Below are 16,039 nucleotides of genomic sequence, written 5' to 3' on the forward strand. Positions count from 1 at the left end.
ATAGAAAAAATAAAGTAGTAGGGGAAATAAAATGAAAAAAACAATTGATCATATCGGCATCGCAGTTCGAGATATAGATAGTACGATACGTTTTTATGAAAATGTGTTACTAGGAACTTTAATAGATCGTTACGTAAGTGAAGCTCCTGGTGTGGAAAGCGAAGTAGCCATTCTTGAAGTGGATGGAGATAGAATTGAATTACTTGCACCGACGAATAATACGACATCTCCAATTGCCCGTTTTATTAAACAAAAAGGTAAAGGTGTTCATCACGTTGCGTATCGTGTCGATGATTTAGATGTGGCTCTAGAAGAGTTAAAAGAACAAGGTATTCGGACATTAGAGCATACACTTCGGATTAATAAGCACGGTAGAAGGTTAATTTATCTTAACCCAGCGGATACTGAAGGAACGATTATCGAGTATTGTGATTATCCGGAAGAGAAATAGAAGAGGGATATTTTTTTAAAGGTGTTACGTAATAACGTAATACCTTTTTATTTATGTATTTCACATTTTCTTCACAAATGATTCACGATAACTTTTCTTCTTTGATAACTTACATAAATATATTTTATGATATAATAACAATCGACTTTAAAAATGTAAGTTGTATCTATCGTGATAGTTACTATCATATTAGAAGTTTAAAGATGGAAGAGAAATAAAGAGTTATACTTTCTAGAAGTTTATATTTAATCAGGTTAATATTTCGCCGGAGAATCAAACTTCGGAAGTTAAAGTAATGAAAATAGAGCGATGAGGAAGAAAGAAGTGAAATGAGTGTGAAAGTAATGAGAAGATTAGGGATATGGCTATTACTTGCGTGTGTGCTTATCATATTGATACCGAAAAGTGCATCTGCTCATGCGTATGTTGTGAAATCAAACCCTACGGAAAATGAAACGTTGAAGAGAGCACCATCTGTTGTGAAAATTGAATTCGATGAGGACATACAAGTTTCACGTTTTAATACATTGTATGTGAGAGATACATCAGGTAAAAGAGTCGATTTAAAAGATGCTCATATTGATAAAAAAAATAAAAAACTATTAGAAGCCGGATTAAAAGAAAATCTCAAAAATGGTCTCTACTCTATTCAGTGGAAAGCTATTTCAGCTGATGGGCATCCAATTCAAGGGGTTATTCCATTCCGTATTGGATTAGCGGAAGCGGGAACAGACGATGTACAAGTGGAAGAGATGGGGTATGTCCCGCAAATCGATATGATTATGGAACGTGGGATTCTATATACGAGTTTCTCGCTATTTTTAGGAGTTCTCTTCTTTAATCTTATTATGTATAAAGGGAATGCAACCTCGGTTCGATTAAGGAGTAAGAACATAATATGGATCTCTTTATTTGGGATATTGATTAGCTTGTTATTCAATCTACCACTGCAAGCGAAAATAAATGCTGATGTTTCATGGCTAGAAGCATTCAACCCTTTACTATTAAAAGAAACATTACAGCTTTCTGTTTTTGGTTATGTATGGATTACTCAAATGGTTCTCATTAGTACGCTTATAATTGTTACGTATTTTGCGGTGAAGCATGAGAAGTTTTCGTCGTTTAAAGTATGGAGTATTCCAATACTATTGTTTATAGGGTTACTTGTTATGAAGGCCTTTAATAGTCACGCATACGGTTTAAAGTTTAAAGACATTGCTGTCGTTATGGATTTTCTACATTTATTCGCAGCTTCATTATGGGTGGGTGGTTTATCATCTATTATTCTTCTTTTACGTAATGAGGATAACAAGTGGCATATGTATTGGGATATGATTAAGCGTTTTTCACCGTGGGCAACAGGTGCTGTCATCGTGATTTTAATAACAGGCCTTTTTAACAGTACATTTTTTATTCCAACAATCCACTCGTTATTTGATACGAAGTATGGATTGGCTTTATTAACAAAGATACTTTTATTCATTTTCATGGGGATATTGGGAATTATTCATTATGTGAAAGGGAGAATGCGAGCACAGCAAGGATTAGGAGCTACGGTGAAAGTAGAGTTTGTCATTGGAATTATCATTTTCGTAATCGTAGCTTTTATGACAAACGTACAAACACCACCGATGCCTCCTACTGGACCTTTTACAGAGAGTAAGCAATTAGATAATGGATATGAACTTACGCTAAATGTAAGTCCGAATAAGGTAGGACAAAATAAATTCCATATTACACTAAAGGATGAAAAGGGACAGCCTATTACTGATATGGAACAAATGATATTGACGACTCAATCATTAGATATGAACATGGGAAAAGGTTCATTTAAAGTTTCAGTAGTTTCACCGGGAGAATATGAAGCAGAAGGTATGTATATTAACATGACAGGAAACTGGAATATACATGTTCATGGATTAACAAAATCTCTTGATAGTTTCGATACAGATTTTAAATTTATTGTTGGTGGCAGATAAAAAGAAGCTATGTATGAAAAGGAGCTAATAGAAAATGAAACGTATAAAAAAATTAGGAACAACAATGATCGCAACAATTATTGCAATGGGAATTTTTTCGTTACCTGTTAGTGCGCACGTCACTGTAAAACCAGCAACTTCTGATATTGGTTCTTGGGAGACTTATACGATAAAAGTACCAGTTGAAAAAAATGAAGCAACGACGAAAGTTACACTGAAAATACCGTCTGGAGTAGAGTTCCAACAGTATGAACCAGTCCCAGGATGGAAAGTTGAGGAGCAAAAAGATACAGCCGGAAAAGTTAAAACTGTAGTATGGGAAGCGACAGGAGAAGGGATTTTAACCGGCCAGTTCCAGCGATTTACTTTCGTCGCTAAAAATCCGGATAAAGAGCAAAAAATAGCTTGGGACGCATATCAACAATATAAAGACGGAGAAATTGTTGAATGGACAGGTGATGAAAAAGCTGAAAAACCGCATTCACTTACTACAATTGCAAAAGGTACGTCATTAACAGGAGAACATGGTGAAGTGTCTAGTGTAGAAAAGAATGAAGGTACTAGTAATATGCAATTGATAGCAATTGTCTTATCTATTTTGGCGATAGTATCGTCGGTAAGTGCGTGTGTTCTTGTAGTACGTCGTAAAAAGTAAGACGTAAGAAAGAGCCTACAAACAGTAGGCTCTTTCTTACGTTTATTTCATTTCAACTTGCTGCCTTACAGCAAGTGTTTTCGGTTTCATATTTACAAAACAAATACTCACAACAATAAATAATAGTCCGATGAATAAGCTAATGGTAATAGCCTCATGTAAGAAAATTGAACTTACAATAATAGCTATTAGTGGAATGAGGAATGTATAAGCCCCAACTTTACTTGCTTCACCAGCTCCAACAAGTGTGAAGTATGCAAGCCACCCCATTGCAATAACAAAGAATGAAATAAAGAGAAGTACGCTAACAAATGGCATACTCCAAGCGATACTAGACCAGCTTTCAAACTCTGAACCAAATCCAATTAAGCAAAGGCCACCAATAATAAGCTGAAGTGTTACCATCCAAATGGCATTAACACGGTGACCAGTCTTCTTAATGAATACTGTGCCAAGTGCCCAGCCAATAGCGCATCCTAACGCGAGAAGGATTCCAATAACAGAAATATGTCCTGTTAAACTGCTAGAGCTAATAACGCCTACACCAATAAATCCGAGAACAAGCCCGAAAATTTTCAAGCCGTACATTGATTCTTCAAGCCATATCCACGAGAAAATACCGAGTAAAACTGGTTGTAGAAATACAATGGCGGAAAATAACCCAGCAGGCATATATTGAAGGCCGACAGTTTGTAATCCGTAAAATATAATGATGTTAAGTAAAGAAGAAATAACGTATAAATGCCACGTTTCTTTTAAATGTAACTCTTTGTATTTCGGTAATGCGAACAGGAGTAAAATGAATCCTCCAATTAAAGTTCGAACGCCTGCAAATAAAACAGGTGGTGTATAATGCAGGGCAAACTTTGATAAAGGCCAATTGATTCCCCACATGAAAACGAGAAAGGTAAGGATTATGGCCGTCTTAGTTCGAGAAAGCTGTGTCACTGAAAGACCTCCTTGTTGTTATTCATTTCACTATGATATGATATCGACTGTAATAAATAAAATGAATCTTTTTTATAAGGAGTATAAGTGATTAGTTATGACCATTACACAACTGCAAGTATTAATAAAAACTGTTGAGTTAGGTAGTTTTACGAAGGCCGCCAGGGTATTAAATATGACGCAGCCAGCTGTTAGTCATGCGATTTCAAGTATTGAGTCAGAGTTAGGCGTTACTATTCTTATACGTGATAAACGAAAAGGGCTCCTCGTTACGGATGTAGGAAACAGGATTCTTGTACATATTAGAGAGATTTTGAACGGTGTAGAGAAGATTGAACAAGAAGTTGCGATGGAGAAAGGACACGAAGTTGGGACGATTCGAATTGGTAGTTTTCCGAGTGCTTCTGCACATTTCTTACCCAAAATGATAAACCTTTTTAAGGAGAAGTATCCAAACTTAGAAGTAGTTCTTTGTGAAGGAACGATTAAAGAAGTTGAAGATTGGTTAGTATCGAGGGTTATTGATATAGGAATTGTTATTTTGCCTAATAAAGATATGGAGATTGTTCCATTAACGAAGGGGAAAATGGTTGCTATCTTAAGAGAGGATCATTCTCTCTGTAAGAAGGACTCTATTACAATTAGTGATTTAGAGAATGAACCAATCATATTATGTAAGGGCGGATACGAACCACCTATTATTGATATGTTTAAACAAGCAAATGTACCACTTCGGGCTGAGTATGTAATTTCGACAGTTACTACAGCTTTAAATATGATTCAAGAAGGATTAGGCATTGCAATATTAGCTGAATTATCTTTAACGAATTTACCAAAAAATGTGCAAACGAGAGAATTGGAACCACAAGTATGGAGAGAAATTGCTTTAGCTGTTCCTTCATTAAAGGATTCTTCAATCGCTGTGCAGCTATTTATTGAAGAATTTCAATCGCTATTTGCAGAATAAAAAGAGGTGTCTCATATATCATAATGGGACACTTTTTCATTTACTTATAAAAAATCTATGAAAAGGATTGACATATTTTTTGGTTGTAACTATAATGATTACATCGAGGTGGTGATTACGATGAAAATTAGTAGCCGCTTTTCCATAGCTGTTCATATTTTATCTATTTTGAAAAACAATCCATCTTCACTTTGTACTTCAGACTATATGGCTGAGAGTGTCAATACAAATCCAGTAGTCATTCGTAAAATCATGTCGTACTTGAAACAAGCTGGCTTTGTTTACGTAAATCGTGGACCGGGTGGCGCGGGATTACTAAAGGATTTACATGAAATCACATTGTTAGATGTGTATCATGCAGTGAACGTAGTCGAAGAAGACAAGCTATTTCATATTCACGAGCAACCGAATCCAGATTGTCCAATTGGGGCGAATATTCAAGCGGTGTTAGAAATTATTTTAATTCAAGCACAATCCGCGATGGAAGAAGTTTTGAGAAATATTACGATGGGGCAGTTGTTTAAAACTTTGCAAGAAAAAATGAATGCTTAAATAATATTTATATTTTTTTATCATTAATGTAACTAATTTGATTACAACGATAAGGTAAGGTGTAAAAGTTATGACTGTAAAAATGAAAGTATACTCAGATTTTATATGTCCGTTTTGTTTTTTAGCAAAAGGTCCATTAGATGAGGTAGCGAAAGAGAAAGATGTAGAGATTGAATGGATGCCATTTGAATTACGTCCAAGTCCATATTCAAAAATAGATCCATGGAATGAACCAGAAAAATTAGGTTCATGGGATGCTTTCATTCTTCCGACAGCGAAGAAGTTAGGAATTGATATGCGCTTGCCACGTGTTTCACCACATCCATATACACATTTAGCTTTCGAAGGATGTCAATTTGCGAAAGAACGTGGACTAGGTAATGAGTATCATCATCGCGTATTCACAGCATTTTTCCAAGAAGAGCAAAACATTGAAGATATTGATGTGTTAACAAAATTAGCGGTAGAAGTAGGACTTCCTGAGGCGGAATTTAAAGATGCTTTAGTAACTCGTAAATATAAAGAAAAGCATCAAGAAGCAATTCAACACGCATATGATGAAGCGAATATTATGGCTGTTCCAACTGTCATGATTGGAGATGAAGTCATTCAAGGGCTTGCTAGTAAAGAAACACTAGAAAGGGTCATTGATAAAGAAATTGAAAAGGATAAAACAAATTCATTTGAAGGTATGCAATGTAATACCGATGGATATTGCTAATTCGCTTGTTATGAAATAACAAAATAAATTATAAAACAAACATTTGGAGGAATTAAAATGTCAGCAACTACAACAAACTTAAAAGAAGCAATCGTGAACCGCCGTTCAATTCGTAAAGTAACAAAAAACGATGCAATTACGAAAGAAAGAATTGAAGAAGTGTTAAAAACAGCTTTACACGCACCAACATCTTTCAATATGCAAAGTGGTCGTATGGTTGTATTAATGGATGGAGAGCATGAAAAGTTTTGGGATATCGTTAAAGAAACACTAAGAGCACGCGTACCAACAGAAAACTTTGAAGCGACTGTAGAAAGACTAAAAGGCTTCCATGCAGGTGTAGGAACAGTTCTATTCTTTGAAGATCAAGCAACTGTAGAAAAAATGCAAGAAAATGCCCCATTATACAAAGATCAGTTCCCATTCTGGTCTCATCAAGGAAATGCGATGTTACAACATACTGTGTGGATGCTATTATCTGCTGAAGGAATTGGGGCGTCATTACAACATTACAACCCAATCGTAGATGCTGAAGTGAAAGAAACTTGGAACATTCCGGCAGAGTGGAGCTTAGTAGGTCAAATGCCATTTGGTGAACCAAACGAACAACCAGCAGAAAGAACGTTCTTGCCTACTGAAGATGTAGTGAAATTTTATTAAGAAATACAATATGTAACGAGAAGGAAGCTGTGTTTAAAAACAGCTTCCTTTTTTGTAGTGGTGTTAATTTATGCGCATTTAGGGAAGAAATATAAGAAATAATACGGTGAGAAGGGAATTAGAAAAATGAATGATGAGAAAAAATATACAGTGGTAGGTACTGATGTTGAGGAAGTAAAGCGTTTAAATAAAAATTCAGGATTAACGTATAATCAAGTGAAAGAAATATTAGCAAAGCAAATGCAAAAAAAGAAGTAATTAGATTGAAATCTTTCATTTTTTTATTTAGCATTTTGATTGGAGAGAGTTAAGTAAAAGGTAACTCTCTTTTTTGTATAGCTAAGCATCTTATAGAGTGGAGGAAGCAACATGAAGAAATGGGTAAAGGTAACGCTGTCTATCACTGGAGGCATTGTCTTATTAGCGTGTGCCGGCGGATATCACGTATATAAAAACTATTTTTCAAAGAACCTGAGTGTATCTTATACTCTAAAAATAGAGTGTTAACGATTATCTTTCGCAGCAAAAAACGTACCGGTAAAATCGTTAGAAGAGATTATGGCGTTTAACGAATTTCCCGAAAGAATTCTCCTTCCTGGGGCGTGTGAAGGGCATAGCCCAACGATATGTGGGAGATGAATTTCGGTTTTGCGCAGCCAAAAGGCTTTGCCTTTTATTTTCCCCCCCCGATATAATCAGTCTTATAGAGGGGAAGGTTGGTATATCAATGAAGTTAGATAGCAATAATCATTCAGTGTTCTTGTTGTATTATCACCTTGTATTGGTCGTGAAATACAGAAGAAATGTATTTGATGATGATATGTCAGACTATGCAAAAGACATGTTTGTCCGATTATCTGAAAACTATAACATCACATTAGTTGAATGGAATCATGATGTAGACCATGTGCATATCTTATTCAAGGCACATCCGAATACAGAAATGACAAAGTTCATTAATGCTTATAAAAGTGCAAGTTCTTGACTCATCAAGAGAGACTTTCCCCATGTGAGAAAGAAACTTTGGAAAGAAATGTTTTGGTCAAGAAGCTTTTGCTTGATTACTACGGGTGCTCCACCGATAGATGTAGTAAAGAAATATATTGAAAATCAAGGGAAAAGTGAGGTGTAGGAAATGTTAAAATCATACAAATATCGTATCTATCCAAATAAAGAACAACAAATGTTTTTCTCAAAAACATTTGGATGTGTTCGATTTGTATACAACAAGATGCTTGCAGATAGAATCAAATCTTATCAAGAATCACAGGATACACTTGATAGATCTGTTACATATCCTACGCCCGCACAATATAAGGCTGAATTTCCATTCCTAAAGGAAGTTGATAGTCTTGCGTTAGCGAATGCTCAAATGAATTTGAATAAAGCATACGCTAACTTTTTCCGGGATAAATCTATTGGATTCCCGAAATTCAAAAGTAAGAAAGATAACCACCGTAGTTATACAACAAATAACCAAAAAGGCACGGTTTACATTGAGAGTGGTTATATCAAGCTGCCCAAACTAAAGACCTTGGTAAAGATTAAACAGCACAGACAATTCTTTGGATTAATTAAGTCTACTACAGTGTCTCAAACACCTACTGGTAAATACTTTGTATCGATTTTAGTAGAAGAAAATGAGCAATTGTTTCCTAAAGTTGATGCAAAAGTTGGTATTGATGTTGGGCTAAAAGACTTTGCAATATTGTCTAATGGCAAGAAATATGAGAACCCTAAATGGTTGAGAAAAGCCGAAAGAAGATTAGCTCTTCTGCAGCGCTCTTTGTCGCGTAAAAAGAAAGGTTCAAACAATAGAAACAAGGCCAGGTTACAAGTTGCAAGACTTCATGAGAAGATTGCGAATCAACGCAATGATTTTCTTCACAAGATAAGCAATGAAATCACAAACGAAAACCAAGTAATTGTGATTGAGGACTTGAAAGTGAAGAACATGCAAAAGAATTACAAATTAGCAAAAGCAATCAGTGAAGTATCTTGGGCTACATTCAGAGAGCTCCTTGACTATAAAGCAATATGGAAAGGTCGCGATTTGATAGTCGCACCTAAGAATTATGCGAGTAGTCAATTGTGTTCTTGCTGTGGTTATAAAAATAAGGAAGTCAAGAATCTAAGCCTTAGAGAGTGGACTTGCCCTGAATGCAATAGCCATCATGATAGAGATGTAAACGCAAGTATAAACTTACTAAAATTAGCCACGTAATTGGTATTTTCTTTAGGGGTAGGTACTACCCTTATAGCTTGGTAAATATAGATAGCTAATAAAAGTATCTACTTCCCAAGAAGCTCCCACTTCAAACAGCCCGTAAGGACGTTAAGTGGTGAGTAGTTCACTAAAAAGGATAGTAAAAGACGAATAAAATACGGACAAACATTAATTGAGGGGTCTGAAAAATCTGCTATAACGAAAGAAGAGTTCGAAAACGTAGTGCAAACGAGTCGAGAAAACGCAAGAAAAGAGCTAGATAGGTATTTAGTAGAAAAAGGTTTGGATGCTCTAGTTATGATTAATAACGATGAAGTCCTTCTATCAGCTGTAGCTGGTTATCCGGAATTAGCGGTTCCTGCTGGATATGATAAAAATGGAGAACCAATCGGTGTAGTGTTTGTGGGGAAACAGTTTGGTGAAAAAGAGCTTTTCAATATTGGATATGCGTATGAACAGCAGTCTAAAAATAGAAAATCACCTAGTTTATAAAAAATTATATGAAAAATAACTGGAATCCACCGAAATTATGTTGGTGGATTCCAGTTAAACGAATCTAACAATATGAAAAGAAAAAAAGGATTCTTCTCAATTAGTAAGAAAGATTGTCTATAGGAGTTCATAAAATGTAATATATTCAATTTTCATCCATTGAAGGGGGAGGTTAATTCTTAATGAATGAAGTAAAGAGTTTTTTTCGAAGTAGAGGGTTTCAACGGTTTCTCGTTTTAATAATAGTAGCGCTTGTATTATACGCATTAAAAAGTATGATCAATTTAATATTAATTACGTTTATACTGACGTTTTTAATGGATCGATTTCAACGTTTTATTTCAAGAAAATTGAAAGTAAACCGGAAAATTGTTATTGCATGTTTGTATATAATACTAGTTTCCTTTATAGGCACAACGTTATATAAATATTTACCTGTGCTGACGATACAAATTTCACAATTAATTTATCAATTTAAACTATTTTTTCAAAATCCACCTGATAATGAAATCGTTAAATATGTACTTTCGACAATTAATGGGATGGAAGTATCAAAATATATAGAACAAGGTGTAGATGTTATATATCAATCAATAGCAAATATAGGGAAGGTAAGTTTACAAATATTATTATCTCTAATTTTAAGCTTATTTTTCTTATTAGAAAAAGAGCGTATTATTACATTTACATCTAAGTTTAAAGATAGTAAGTTAAAAATCTTTTATGAGGAAATTGCATATTTTGGTGAAAGATTTGCAAGATCGTTCGGAAAAGTAATTGAAGCTCAGTTTTTAATTGCCGTTGTAAATTGTATTCTTACTGTCATTGCATTAATTGTTTTAGGATTTCCACAGCTACTTGTATTAGCTGTTATGGTTTTCTTACTAGGGTTGATTCCTGTTGCAGGTGTGATTATTTCTTTGTTTCCACTTTGTATCATTGCTTACAACGTAGGCGGAGTTATGTACGTAGTATACATACTCGTGTTCATAACAGTAATCCACGCTCTTGAAAGTTATTTTTTAAATCCGAAGTTTATGTCTGCAAAAACAAATTTACCAATCTTTTATACATTTATGATTCTCATCTTCTCAGAGCATTTCCTCGGAATATGGGGGCTTATTATCGGGATACCAATCTTTATCTTTTTATTAGATGTACTTGATATAAATAATGAGGATGCGACTAAAAAATAAGAAATGATAGAAAATCATTAAAAGGTCATAGGGGATAATTAAGATAAAAAAGCAATCCAAAATAAATTGGATTGCTTTTTTATCTTAATTAAAGAACCGGAGCCATTGTTTCTTTTAATACTTGAACAGAGTGATCGAATTTTAATTCTTCTTCTTCACTTAATTCAACCTCTAAAATTTCACGAACACCGCCACGATTTAAAACAGCAGGTACCCCGATATAAACATCTTTTTGACCATATTGCCCTTCTAAGTAAGCTGATACAGTTAATACACTATTTTCGTCGTTTAAAATTGCTTTTGTAACACGTAGAAGTGACATACCGATACCATAATAAGTTGCGCCTTTACGCTCAATAATATGGTAAGCTGCATCACGGACGTTTATGAAAATTTTGTCTAAATCTTCTTGATTATACGTGTTGTCTTTTTCAAGCAGTGTTTGTAGTTTTTGGATACCAACGGAAACATGACTCCAAACAGGAAGTTCAGTATCGCCGTGTTCTCCGATAATATAAGCGTGAATGTTGTGTGGACCAATATCGAAGTACTCACCTAACATATAGCGGAAACGAGCAGAATCAAGCGTTGTACCAGAACCGATTACACGTTCTTTCGGTAAACCAGATTCTTTCCAAGTTACGTAAGTTAAAATATCTACAGGGTTTGTTGCGATTAAGAAGATGCCATCAAATCCGCTATCCATAATACTGCGAACGATTTGTTTAAAGATTTTAGCGTTTTTCTCAACTAAATCTAAACGTGTTTCGCCTGGCTTTTGTGGTAATCCAGCTGTAATAACTACAAGGTCAGCATCTTTACAATCTTCGTAGCTGCCTTTCCATACTCTAGTTGGAGCTGGTGCGAATGGAACAGCATGACTTAAATCCATTGCTTCCCCTTCAGCTTTTGCCTCATTTACATCGACTAAAACAAATTCTTCAGCTACGGCTTGGTTAATCATGCAGTAAGCATAACTACATCCAACTGCTCCTGTTCCTACTAATACAACACGGTTAATACCTTTTTTCATTTCAAAATTCCTCGCAATTTCATTGATTTTATTATGTAAGATAATACGTCTTACTTCTATAGAGTCATATCTAGTTTATTACATTTTATAAAAGATATTCAAGTATTTGAAAATGTATCCGTGCAAATCCGCGAACAAAACATAGGAATTCAGTGAACCGAATATAATTCAGTAAAATCCTTTGTAAAAGGAGAAATGGCATGGGGAACCCATTAGCAATGGAAGAAATGCTTCATATTATTCATGCAGGGCTTGTTAAAAAGAATAACCCAAAACGGATTACGATTGCAGGTGCAGGGATTTCTGGATTAGTTGCAGGTTCTTTATTAAAAGAGGCTGGGCACGAAGTGACGATTATAGAAGCAAATAACAGAATAGGTGGCAGGGTGTATACGATTCGGGAACCATTTAGTGTGGGTTTATATTTTAATGCGGGACCGATGAGAATCCCTGATACCCATAAGTTAACCTTAGCGTATATTCATAAATTTAAACTACCTTTAAACCTTTTTATAAATAAAACTTTTGCAGATATCATTTATACGAATAACATTCAAACGAGATTGAATGTGTTTGAAAATGATCCAAGTGTACTTGAATATCCGGTTTTGGATAAAGAAAAAGGAAAAACGGCAGAAGAGCTAATGATTGAGGTATTAGAACCAATACTAAATTATATTAAGAAGGATCCTGATAAAAACTGGCTTATTGTTGAAAAAAAGTATAAAACGTATTCGCTTGGTTCATTTTTAATGGAGTATTATTCAGATGGTGCAATAGATATGATTGGGGTACTTCTTGATATGGAAGCTTATATGGGAATGTCCTTAATTGAAGTATTACGTGAAATGATTTTCTTTACTTCAACAACGAAATATTATGAAATAACTGGTGGAATGGATAAGTTATCGAATGCATTCTTACCACAATTAAGAGAACATATTTTAATGCCGTATAAGGTTGATAAAATCATACAAGAAGATAATAAAGTAATGTTACAAGGAAATCATGAACAAACGTTAGAGCAATTTACAATAACAAGTGATTTTGCTATTATTACAATTCCATTTTCAGCGTTAAGATTTGTAGAAGTTCAGCCATACTATTTATTCTCTTATTTTAAAAAAAGAGCAATTCGTGAATTAAATTATATTGCTGCAACTAAAATTGCAATAGAGTTTAAAAGTAGATTTTGGGAGAAAGCGGGACAGTGTGGCGGTAAATCTATTACTGATTTACCGATACGGTTTACATACTATCCGAGTTATGGCATTCATACTCCAGGACCAGCTATCGTTATAGCAAGTTATACGTGGGCAGATGAGGCGTTAACATGGGATAGTCTCCCGCAAAGAGATCGTATTCGTTACGCATTAAAAAATTTAGCGGAAATATACGGTGACATCGTCTATAGTGAGTTTGTCACTGGAACATCTTTTAGCTGGAGTAAAAATCCGTATTCTTGCGGTGCATTTACAGCTTTCGAACCAGGCCAAGAGCTCGAGTTATTTCCGTATATTACACCACCATCTGGAAAAGTACATTTTGCAGGAGAGCATACGACATTAACACATGGATGGATGCAAGGGGCAATTGAGTCTGGAGTTAGAGTTGCATATGAAGTAAATGAACAGTGAATCTCTTATATTTACAAATGGTCATTCTTTTAATAAAATGATAAATATAAATCGTAATTATTACGCTTTGAATACATTTGAAGTAAAGAAATGGATGGTCGGTTGAATGAATAAAGTGGAGATTCATATATTAGGTGGTTTTTTAGGTAGTGGAAAATCAACATTATTACAAAATTTATTGTTAGCAGAGAAAAAGAAGAATAGAAAAGTTGCAGTATTAATGAATGAAATTGGTGAATACTCGGTAGATACAGATATTATTGGAAAAGAGAATGTTTTAAGAGAACTTCTTAAAGGATGTATTTGTTGTACATTAAAAGAAGAGCTTGAAATACAATTACATTCGTTATACCAACAAGAAAGACCAGATGTAATTTATATAGAAACGACAGGTGTTGCGCATCCAATTGAAGTGTTAGACGCGTGTGTCTCGCCAATTTTAGCTCCTTTTCTGGAAGTGAAATCAATTGTAGTCGTTTTAGATGCAGTAAGGTGGTTAAATCGAAGTATATTAAGTGCAAATGTACAACAGCTATTGCATGAGCAACTGAAATTTGGTAGTCACATTCTTGTTAATAAAGCAGATTTACTAACAGATGAAGATAAGAATACAGTATTTGAAGAAGTAAAGGCAATAAATGATCATGCGAAAATGTATGAGACAAAGTATTGTAATATATCTTTAAAAGATATAGAAGAAGCAGAATTTCCAAATGATGAGGAACACGAGACACTACATGTCAAACAGCATTTACATATACAAACAATGACGTATCAATTTACGAAACCGATTGATCAAGACAAATTATATGAATGGCTTTCGAATTTACCAGATAGTATTTATCGAGTAAAAGGTTTTGTGAAATTCCATGGAGATAAATACCCTCACCTATTCCAATATTCGTTCGGAGTACCAACTTTATTAGAACAAGACTTCGGTTTCCCGACAAACTTAGTAGTAATAGGAGAAGGACTAGATAAGAAACAATTGGCTGAAGGGTTAGAGAAAGTAGAACTTAACTCTAATTAAGGGGAAAAGACTAACTTAAAAATAAGTTAGTCTTTTTGTATGGTCATTACTGAAATGAAACAGTATTTTCAATTGGATTGCAGAATATATATTGATTGTATGTCCGTTTCCATTACATAGGAAGGTGATTATATATTTGTGCCGAATGTAGAGGGTACTACAAGAGTTTTCCATTATCTATCGAATTAGTTAGTCATGATTACGGACAGGGGATTTTGGCGTGTTTGATTCTATCAGAAAGTAAAGTATGGGGAGGATCACAATGTCGATGAAAAAACGTAAGTGGCTAAAAACAATGTTTACTGGTTGTGTTTTAGGTTCGTTATTAATAACGGCAGCTTGTTCAGGAAAGAAAACAAGTACAGAGGATGAAAAAACGATTAAGGTAGGAGTCCTTGCTTCTTTAACAGGACCGCTAGAATCGTATGGAAAACAAACAGTGAACGGATTTGAATTAGGGTTAGATTATGCAACTGGTGGAACTGGGAAAGTAGATGGGAAAAAGATTAAGTTTGTTGTAGAAGATACAGAAACGAAAGCGGATGTAGCAGTTAAAAAAGCTACGAAGTTATTAGAAGAAGAGAAAGTTGATTTTTTAGTTGGATCGTCTAGTTCAAGTGATACGTTAGCGGTTTTACCACTGGCCGGGGAATATGAAAAGATTATGGTTGTAGAACCGGCAGTTGCGGATAGTATTACCGGGAAGAACTGGAATAAATATATTTTTAGAACTGGAAGAAGTTCCTCACAAGATGCGATTGCAGGAGCAGCAGCAATTGCGAAAAAAGATGTAAAGATTGCGACATTTGCCCCAGATAACGCTTTTGGTCGTGAAGGGATTGCTGCATTTAAAGCGGGTGCGAAAAAATTAGGTGCGAACATTGTGAATGAGCAATACGCGGATACAAATTCAACAGATTTTACAGCGAATATTCAAAATATCATTAGTTCAAAACCAGATTATTTATTTATCGTTTGGGCAGGGGCAAATTCACCTTGGAAACAGTTGAAAGATATGAATGTGGAAGCGCAAGGTATTAAAATTTCTACAGGTGCGCCAGATATACCAGCATTAAAAACAATGGATGCATTAGTAGGTATGCAAGGTTTTTCTGTATATTATCACACACTTCCAAAAAATAAAGTGAATGATTGGCTAGTTGAAGAGCATAAAAAACGTTTTAATGGTGCAGTGCCAGATTTGTTTACAGCAGGAGGAATGTCAGCAGCAATTTCTATTGTAGAAGCCTTAAAGAAAACAAAAGGTGATACAGATGTAGATACCTTGATTAAGAAAATGGAAGGAATGGAATTTGATACACCGAAAGGAAAGATGAAGTTTAGAGAGAAGGACCACCAAGCGATGCAGACACTGTATTCTATCACATTGAAAAAGCAAGACGGTGTTGATTATCCGGTGCCAGTGTTAGAGCGAGAATTAACGATGAAAGAAACAGAACCACCAGTTCAAAATAAATAGACTGAATTTTC

15 protein-coding genes and 2 pseudogenes are annotated in these 16,039 nt (G+C 34.8%); 15 read left to right on the plus strand and 2 right to left on the minus strand.

Features of this window, described 5'->3' with window-relative positions; translation table 11 throughout:
* The first annotated feature begins 31 nt into the window (after nt 1–31).
* The 3 genes from N2V79_RS09495 (at nt 32) to N2V79_RS09505 (ending at nt 3,085) form a co-directional block, all read left to right on the plus strand.
* Nucleotides 32–451 carry a VOC family protein gene (locus N2V79_RS09495; RefSeq protein ID WP_000750850.1) on the plus strand — a complete coding sequence of 140 codons (420 nt, stop codon included), beginning with the start codon at nt 32–34 and terminating at the stop codon, nt 449–451.
* 329 nt (nt 452–780) lie between these two features.
* Nucleotides 781–2,430: a copper resistance CopC/CopD family protein gene (locus tag N2V79_RS09500; protein ID WP_141544858.1), complete on the plus strand. Its 1,650-nt coding sequence runs from the start codon at nt 781–783 to the stop codon at nt 2,428–2,430.
* A gap of 34 nt (nt 2,431–2,464) precedes the next feature.
* Nucleotides 2,465–3,085, plus strand: coding sequence for a YcnI family copper-binding membrane protein (locus tag N2V79_RS09505; RefSeq protein ID WP_065228652.1), 621 nt, complete (start codon nt 2,465–2,467; stop codon nt 3,083–3,085).
* A 42-nt stretch (nt 3,086–3,127) separates the two neighbouring features.
* Here N2V79_RS09505 and N2V79_RS09510 read toward each other — a convergent pair whose 3' ends face one another.
* A complete protein-coding gene (locus tag N2V79_RS09510; protein WP_023521703.1) occupies nt 3,128–4,033 on the minus strand; it encodes a DMT family transporter in 906 nt (301 codons plus the stop codon).
* Nucleotides 4,034–4,130: 97 nt separating this feature from the next.
* On the opposite strand from N2V79_RS09510, the gene N2V79_RS09515 reads away from it, so the two are divergent.
* From N2V79_RS09515 to N2V79_RS09555, 9 genes and pseudogenes are all read left to right on the plus strand, one after another.
* A complete protein-coding gene (locus N2V79_RS09515) occupies nt 4,131–5,000 on the plus strand; it encodes a LysR family transcriptional regulator (RefSeq protein ID WP_000156774.1) in 870 nt (289 codons plus the stop codon).
* A 120-nt stretch (nt 5,001–5,120) separates the two neighbouring features.
* Nucleotides 5,121–5,552, plus strand: coding sequence for an Rrf2 family transcriptional regulator (locus N2V79_RS09520; protein ID WP_327887220.1), 432 nt, complete (start codon nt 5,121–5,123; stop codon nt 5,550–5,552).
* 70 nt (nt 5,553–5,622) lie between these two features.
* The gene (locus tag N2V79_RS09525) at nt 5,623–6,273 is read left to right on the plus strand and encodes a DsbA family oxidoreductase (RefSeq protein ID WP_000216673.1); all 651 of its coding nucleotides are present in this window, start codon (nt 5,623–5,625) and stop codon (nt 6,271–6,273) included.
* Between the two features lie 57 nt (nt 6,274–6,330).
* On the plus strand, nt 6,331–6,933 hold the full coding sequence (locus N2V79_RS09530; protein WP_340719800.1) for a nitroreductase family protein: 603 nt from the start codon (nt 6,331–6,333) through the stop codon (nt 6,931–6,933).
* Between the two features lie 126 nt (nt 6,934–7,059).
* Nucleotides 7,060–7,191: a hypothetical protein gene (locus tag N2V79_RS09535; protein ID WP_069355418.1), complete on the plus strand. Its 132-nt coding sequence runs from the start codon at nt 7,060–7,062 to the stop codon at nt 7,189–7,191.
* A 469-nt stretch (nt 7,192–7,660) separates the two neighbouring features.
* Nucleotides 7,661–8,065: pseudogene (gene tnpA / locus N2V79_RS09540) on the plus strand (IS200/IS605 family transposase).
* Nucleotides 8,066–8,068: 3 nt separating this feature from the next.
* The gene (gene tnpB, locus N2V79_RS09545) at nt 8,069–9,157 is read left to right on the plus strand and encodes an IS200/IS605 family element RNA-guided endonuclease TnpB (protein ID WP_069355419.1); all 1,089 of its coding nucleotides are present in this window, start codon (nt 8,069–8,071) and stop codon (nt 9,155–9,157) included.
* A 126-nt stretch (nt 9,158–9,283) separates the two neighbouring features.
* A pseudogene (locus N2V79_RS09550) lies at nt 9,284–9,652 on the plus strand (amidase family protein); the annotation flags it as partial.
* 182 nt (nt 9,653–9,834) lie between these two features.
* Nucleotides 9,835–10,848 (plus strand): AI-2E family transporter, encoded by a 1,014-nt coding sequence (locus N2V79_RS09555; RefSeq protein ID WP_001006602.1) that lies wholly within the window; start codon nt 9,835–9,837, stop codon nt 10,846–10,848.
* An 88-nt stretch (nt 10,849–10,936) separates the two neighbouring features.
* On the opposite strand, the gene N2V79_RS09560 is transcribed toward N2V79_RS09555, so the two are convergent.
* Entirely contained in the window at nt 10,937–11,881 is a 945-nt protein-coding gene (locus N2V79_RS09560; RefSeq protein WP_000715322.1) for an L-lactate dehydrogenase, read from the minus strand.
* A 200-nt stretch (nt 11,882–12,081) separates the two neighbouring features.
* On the opposite strand from N2V79_RS09560, the gene N2V79_RS09565 reads away from it, so the two are divergent.
* The 3 genes from N2V79_RS09565 (at nt 12,082) to N2V79_RS09575 (ending at nt 16,028) form a co-directional block, all read left to right on the plus strand.
* Complete coding sequence (locus N2V79_RS09565) at nt 12,082–13,518, plus strand: flavin monoamine oxidase family protein (protein ID WP_069355421.1); 1,437 nt, start codon at nt 12,082–12,084, stop codon at nt 13,516–13,518.
* Nucleotides 13,519–13,624: 106 nt separating this feature from the next.
* The gene (locus N2V79_RS09570; RefSeq protein WP_001044939.1) at nt 13,625–14,548 is read left to right on the plus strand and encodes a CobW family GTP-binding protein; all 924 of its coding nucleotides are present in this window, start codon (nt 13,625–13,627) and stop codon (nt 14,546–14,548) included.
* A 262-nt stretch (nt 14,549–14,810) separates the two neighbouring features.
* Entirely contained in the window at nt 14,811–16,028 is a 1,218-nt protein-coding gene (locus N2V79_RS09575) for a substrate-binding domain-containing protein (protein ID WP_000062000.1), read from the plus strand.
* Nucleotides 16,029–16,039 lie beyond the last annotated feature (11 nt).

Origin of the sequence: Bacillus sp. CH_70, assembly GCF_038007045.1 — a bacterium.
GTDB classification, from domain to species: domain Bacteria; phylum Bacillota; class Bacilli; order Bacillales; family Bacillaceae_G; genus Bacillus_A; species Bacillus_A cereus.

Bases quoted from the DNA above. Each gene is read 5' to 3' on its own strand.
- N2V79_RS09495 (WP_000750850.1), top strand. From the start codon at position 32: ATGAAAAAAACAATTGATCATATCGGCATCGCAGTTCGAGATATAGAT.
- N2V79_RS09500 (WP_141544858.1), top strand. From the start codon at position 781: ATGAGTGTGAAAGTAATGAGAAGATTAGGGATATGGCTATTACTTGCG.
- N2V79_RS09505 (WP_065228652.1), top strand. From the start codon at position 2,465: ATGAAACGTATAAAAAAATTAGGAACAACAATGATCGCAACAATTATT.
- N2V79_RS09515 (WP_000156774.1), top strand. From the start codon at position 4,131: ATGACCATTACACAACTGCAAGTATTAATAAAAACTGTTGAGTTAGGT.
- N2V79_RS09520 (WP_327887220.1), top strand. From the start codon at position 5,121: ATGAAAATTAGTAGCCGCTTTTCCATAGCTGTTCATATTTTATCTATT.
- N2V79_RS09525 (WP_000216673.1), top strand. From the start codon at position 5,623: ATGACTGTAAAAATGAAAGTATACTCAGATTTTATATGTCCGTTTTGT.
- N2V79_RS09530 (WP_340719800.1), top strand. From the start codon at position 6,331: ATGTCAGCAACTACAACAAACTTAAAAGAAGCAATCGTGAACCGCCGT.
- N2V79_RS09535 (WP_069355418.1), top strand. From the start codon at position 7,060: ATGAATGATGAGAAAAAATATACAGTGGTAGGTACTGATGTTGAGGAA.
- tnpB (WP_069355419.1), top strand. From the start codon at position 8,069: ATGTTAAAATCATACAAATATCGTATCTATCCAAATAAAGAACAACAA.
- N2V79_RS09555 (WP_001006602.1), top strand. From the start codon at position 9,835: ATGAATGAAGTAAAGAGTTTTTTTCGAAGTAGAGGGTTTCAACGGTTT.
- N2V79_RS09560 (WP_000715322.1), bottom strand. From the start codon at position 11,881: ATGAAAAAAGGTATTAACCGTGTTGTATTAGTAGGAACAGGAGCAGTT.
- N2V79_RS09565 (WP_069355421.1), top strand. From the start codon at position 12,082: ATGGGGAACCCATTAGCAATGGAAGAAATGCTTCATATTATTCATGCA.
- N2V79_RS09570 (WP_001044939.1), top strand. From the start codon at position 13,625: ATGAATAAAGTGGAGATTCATATATTAGGTGGTTTTTTAGGTAGTGGA.
- N2V79_RS09575 (WP_000062000.1), top strand. From the start codon at position 14,811: ATGTCGATGAAAAAACGTAAGTGGCTAAAAACAATGTTTACTGGTTGT.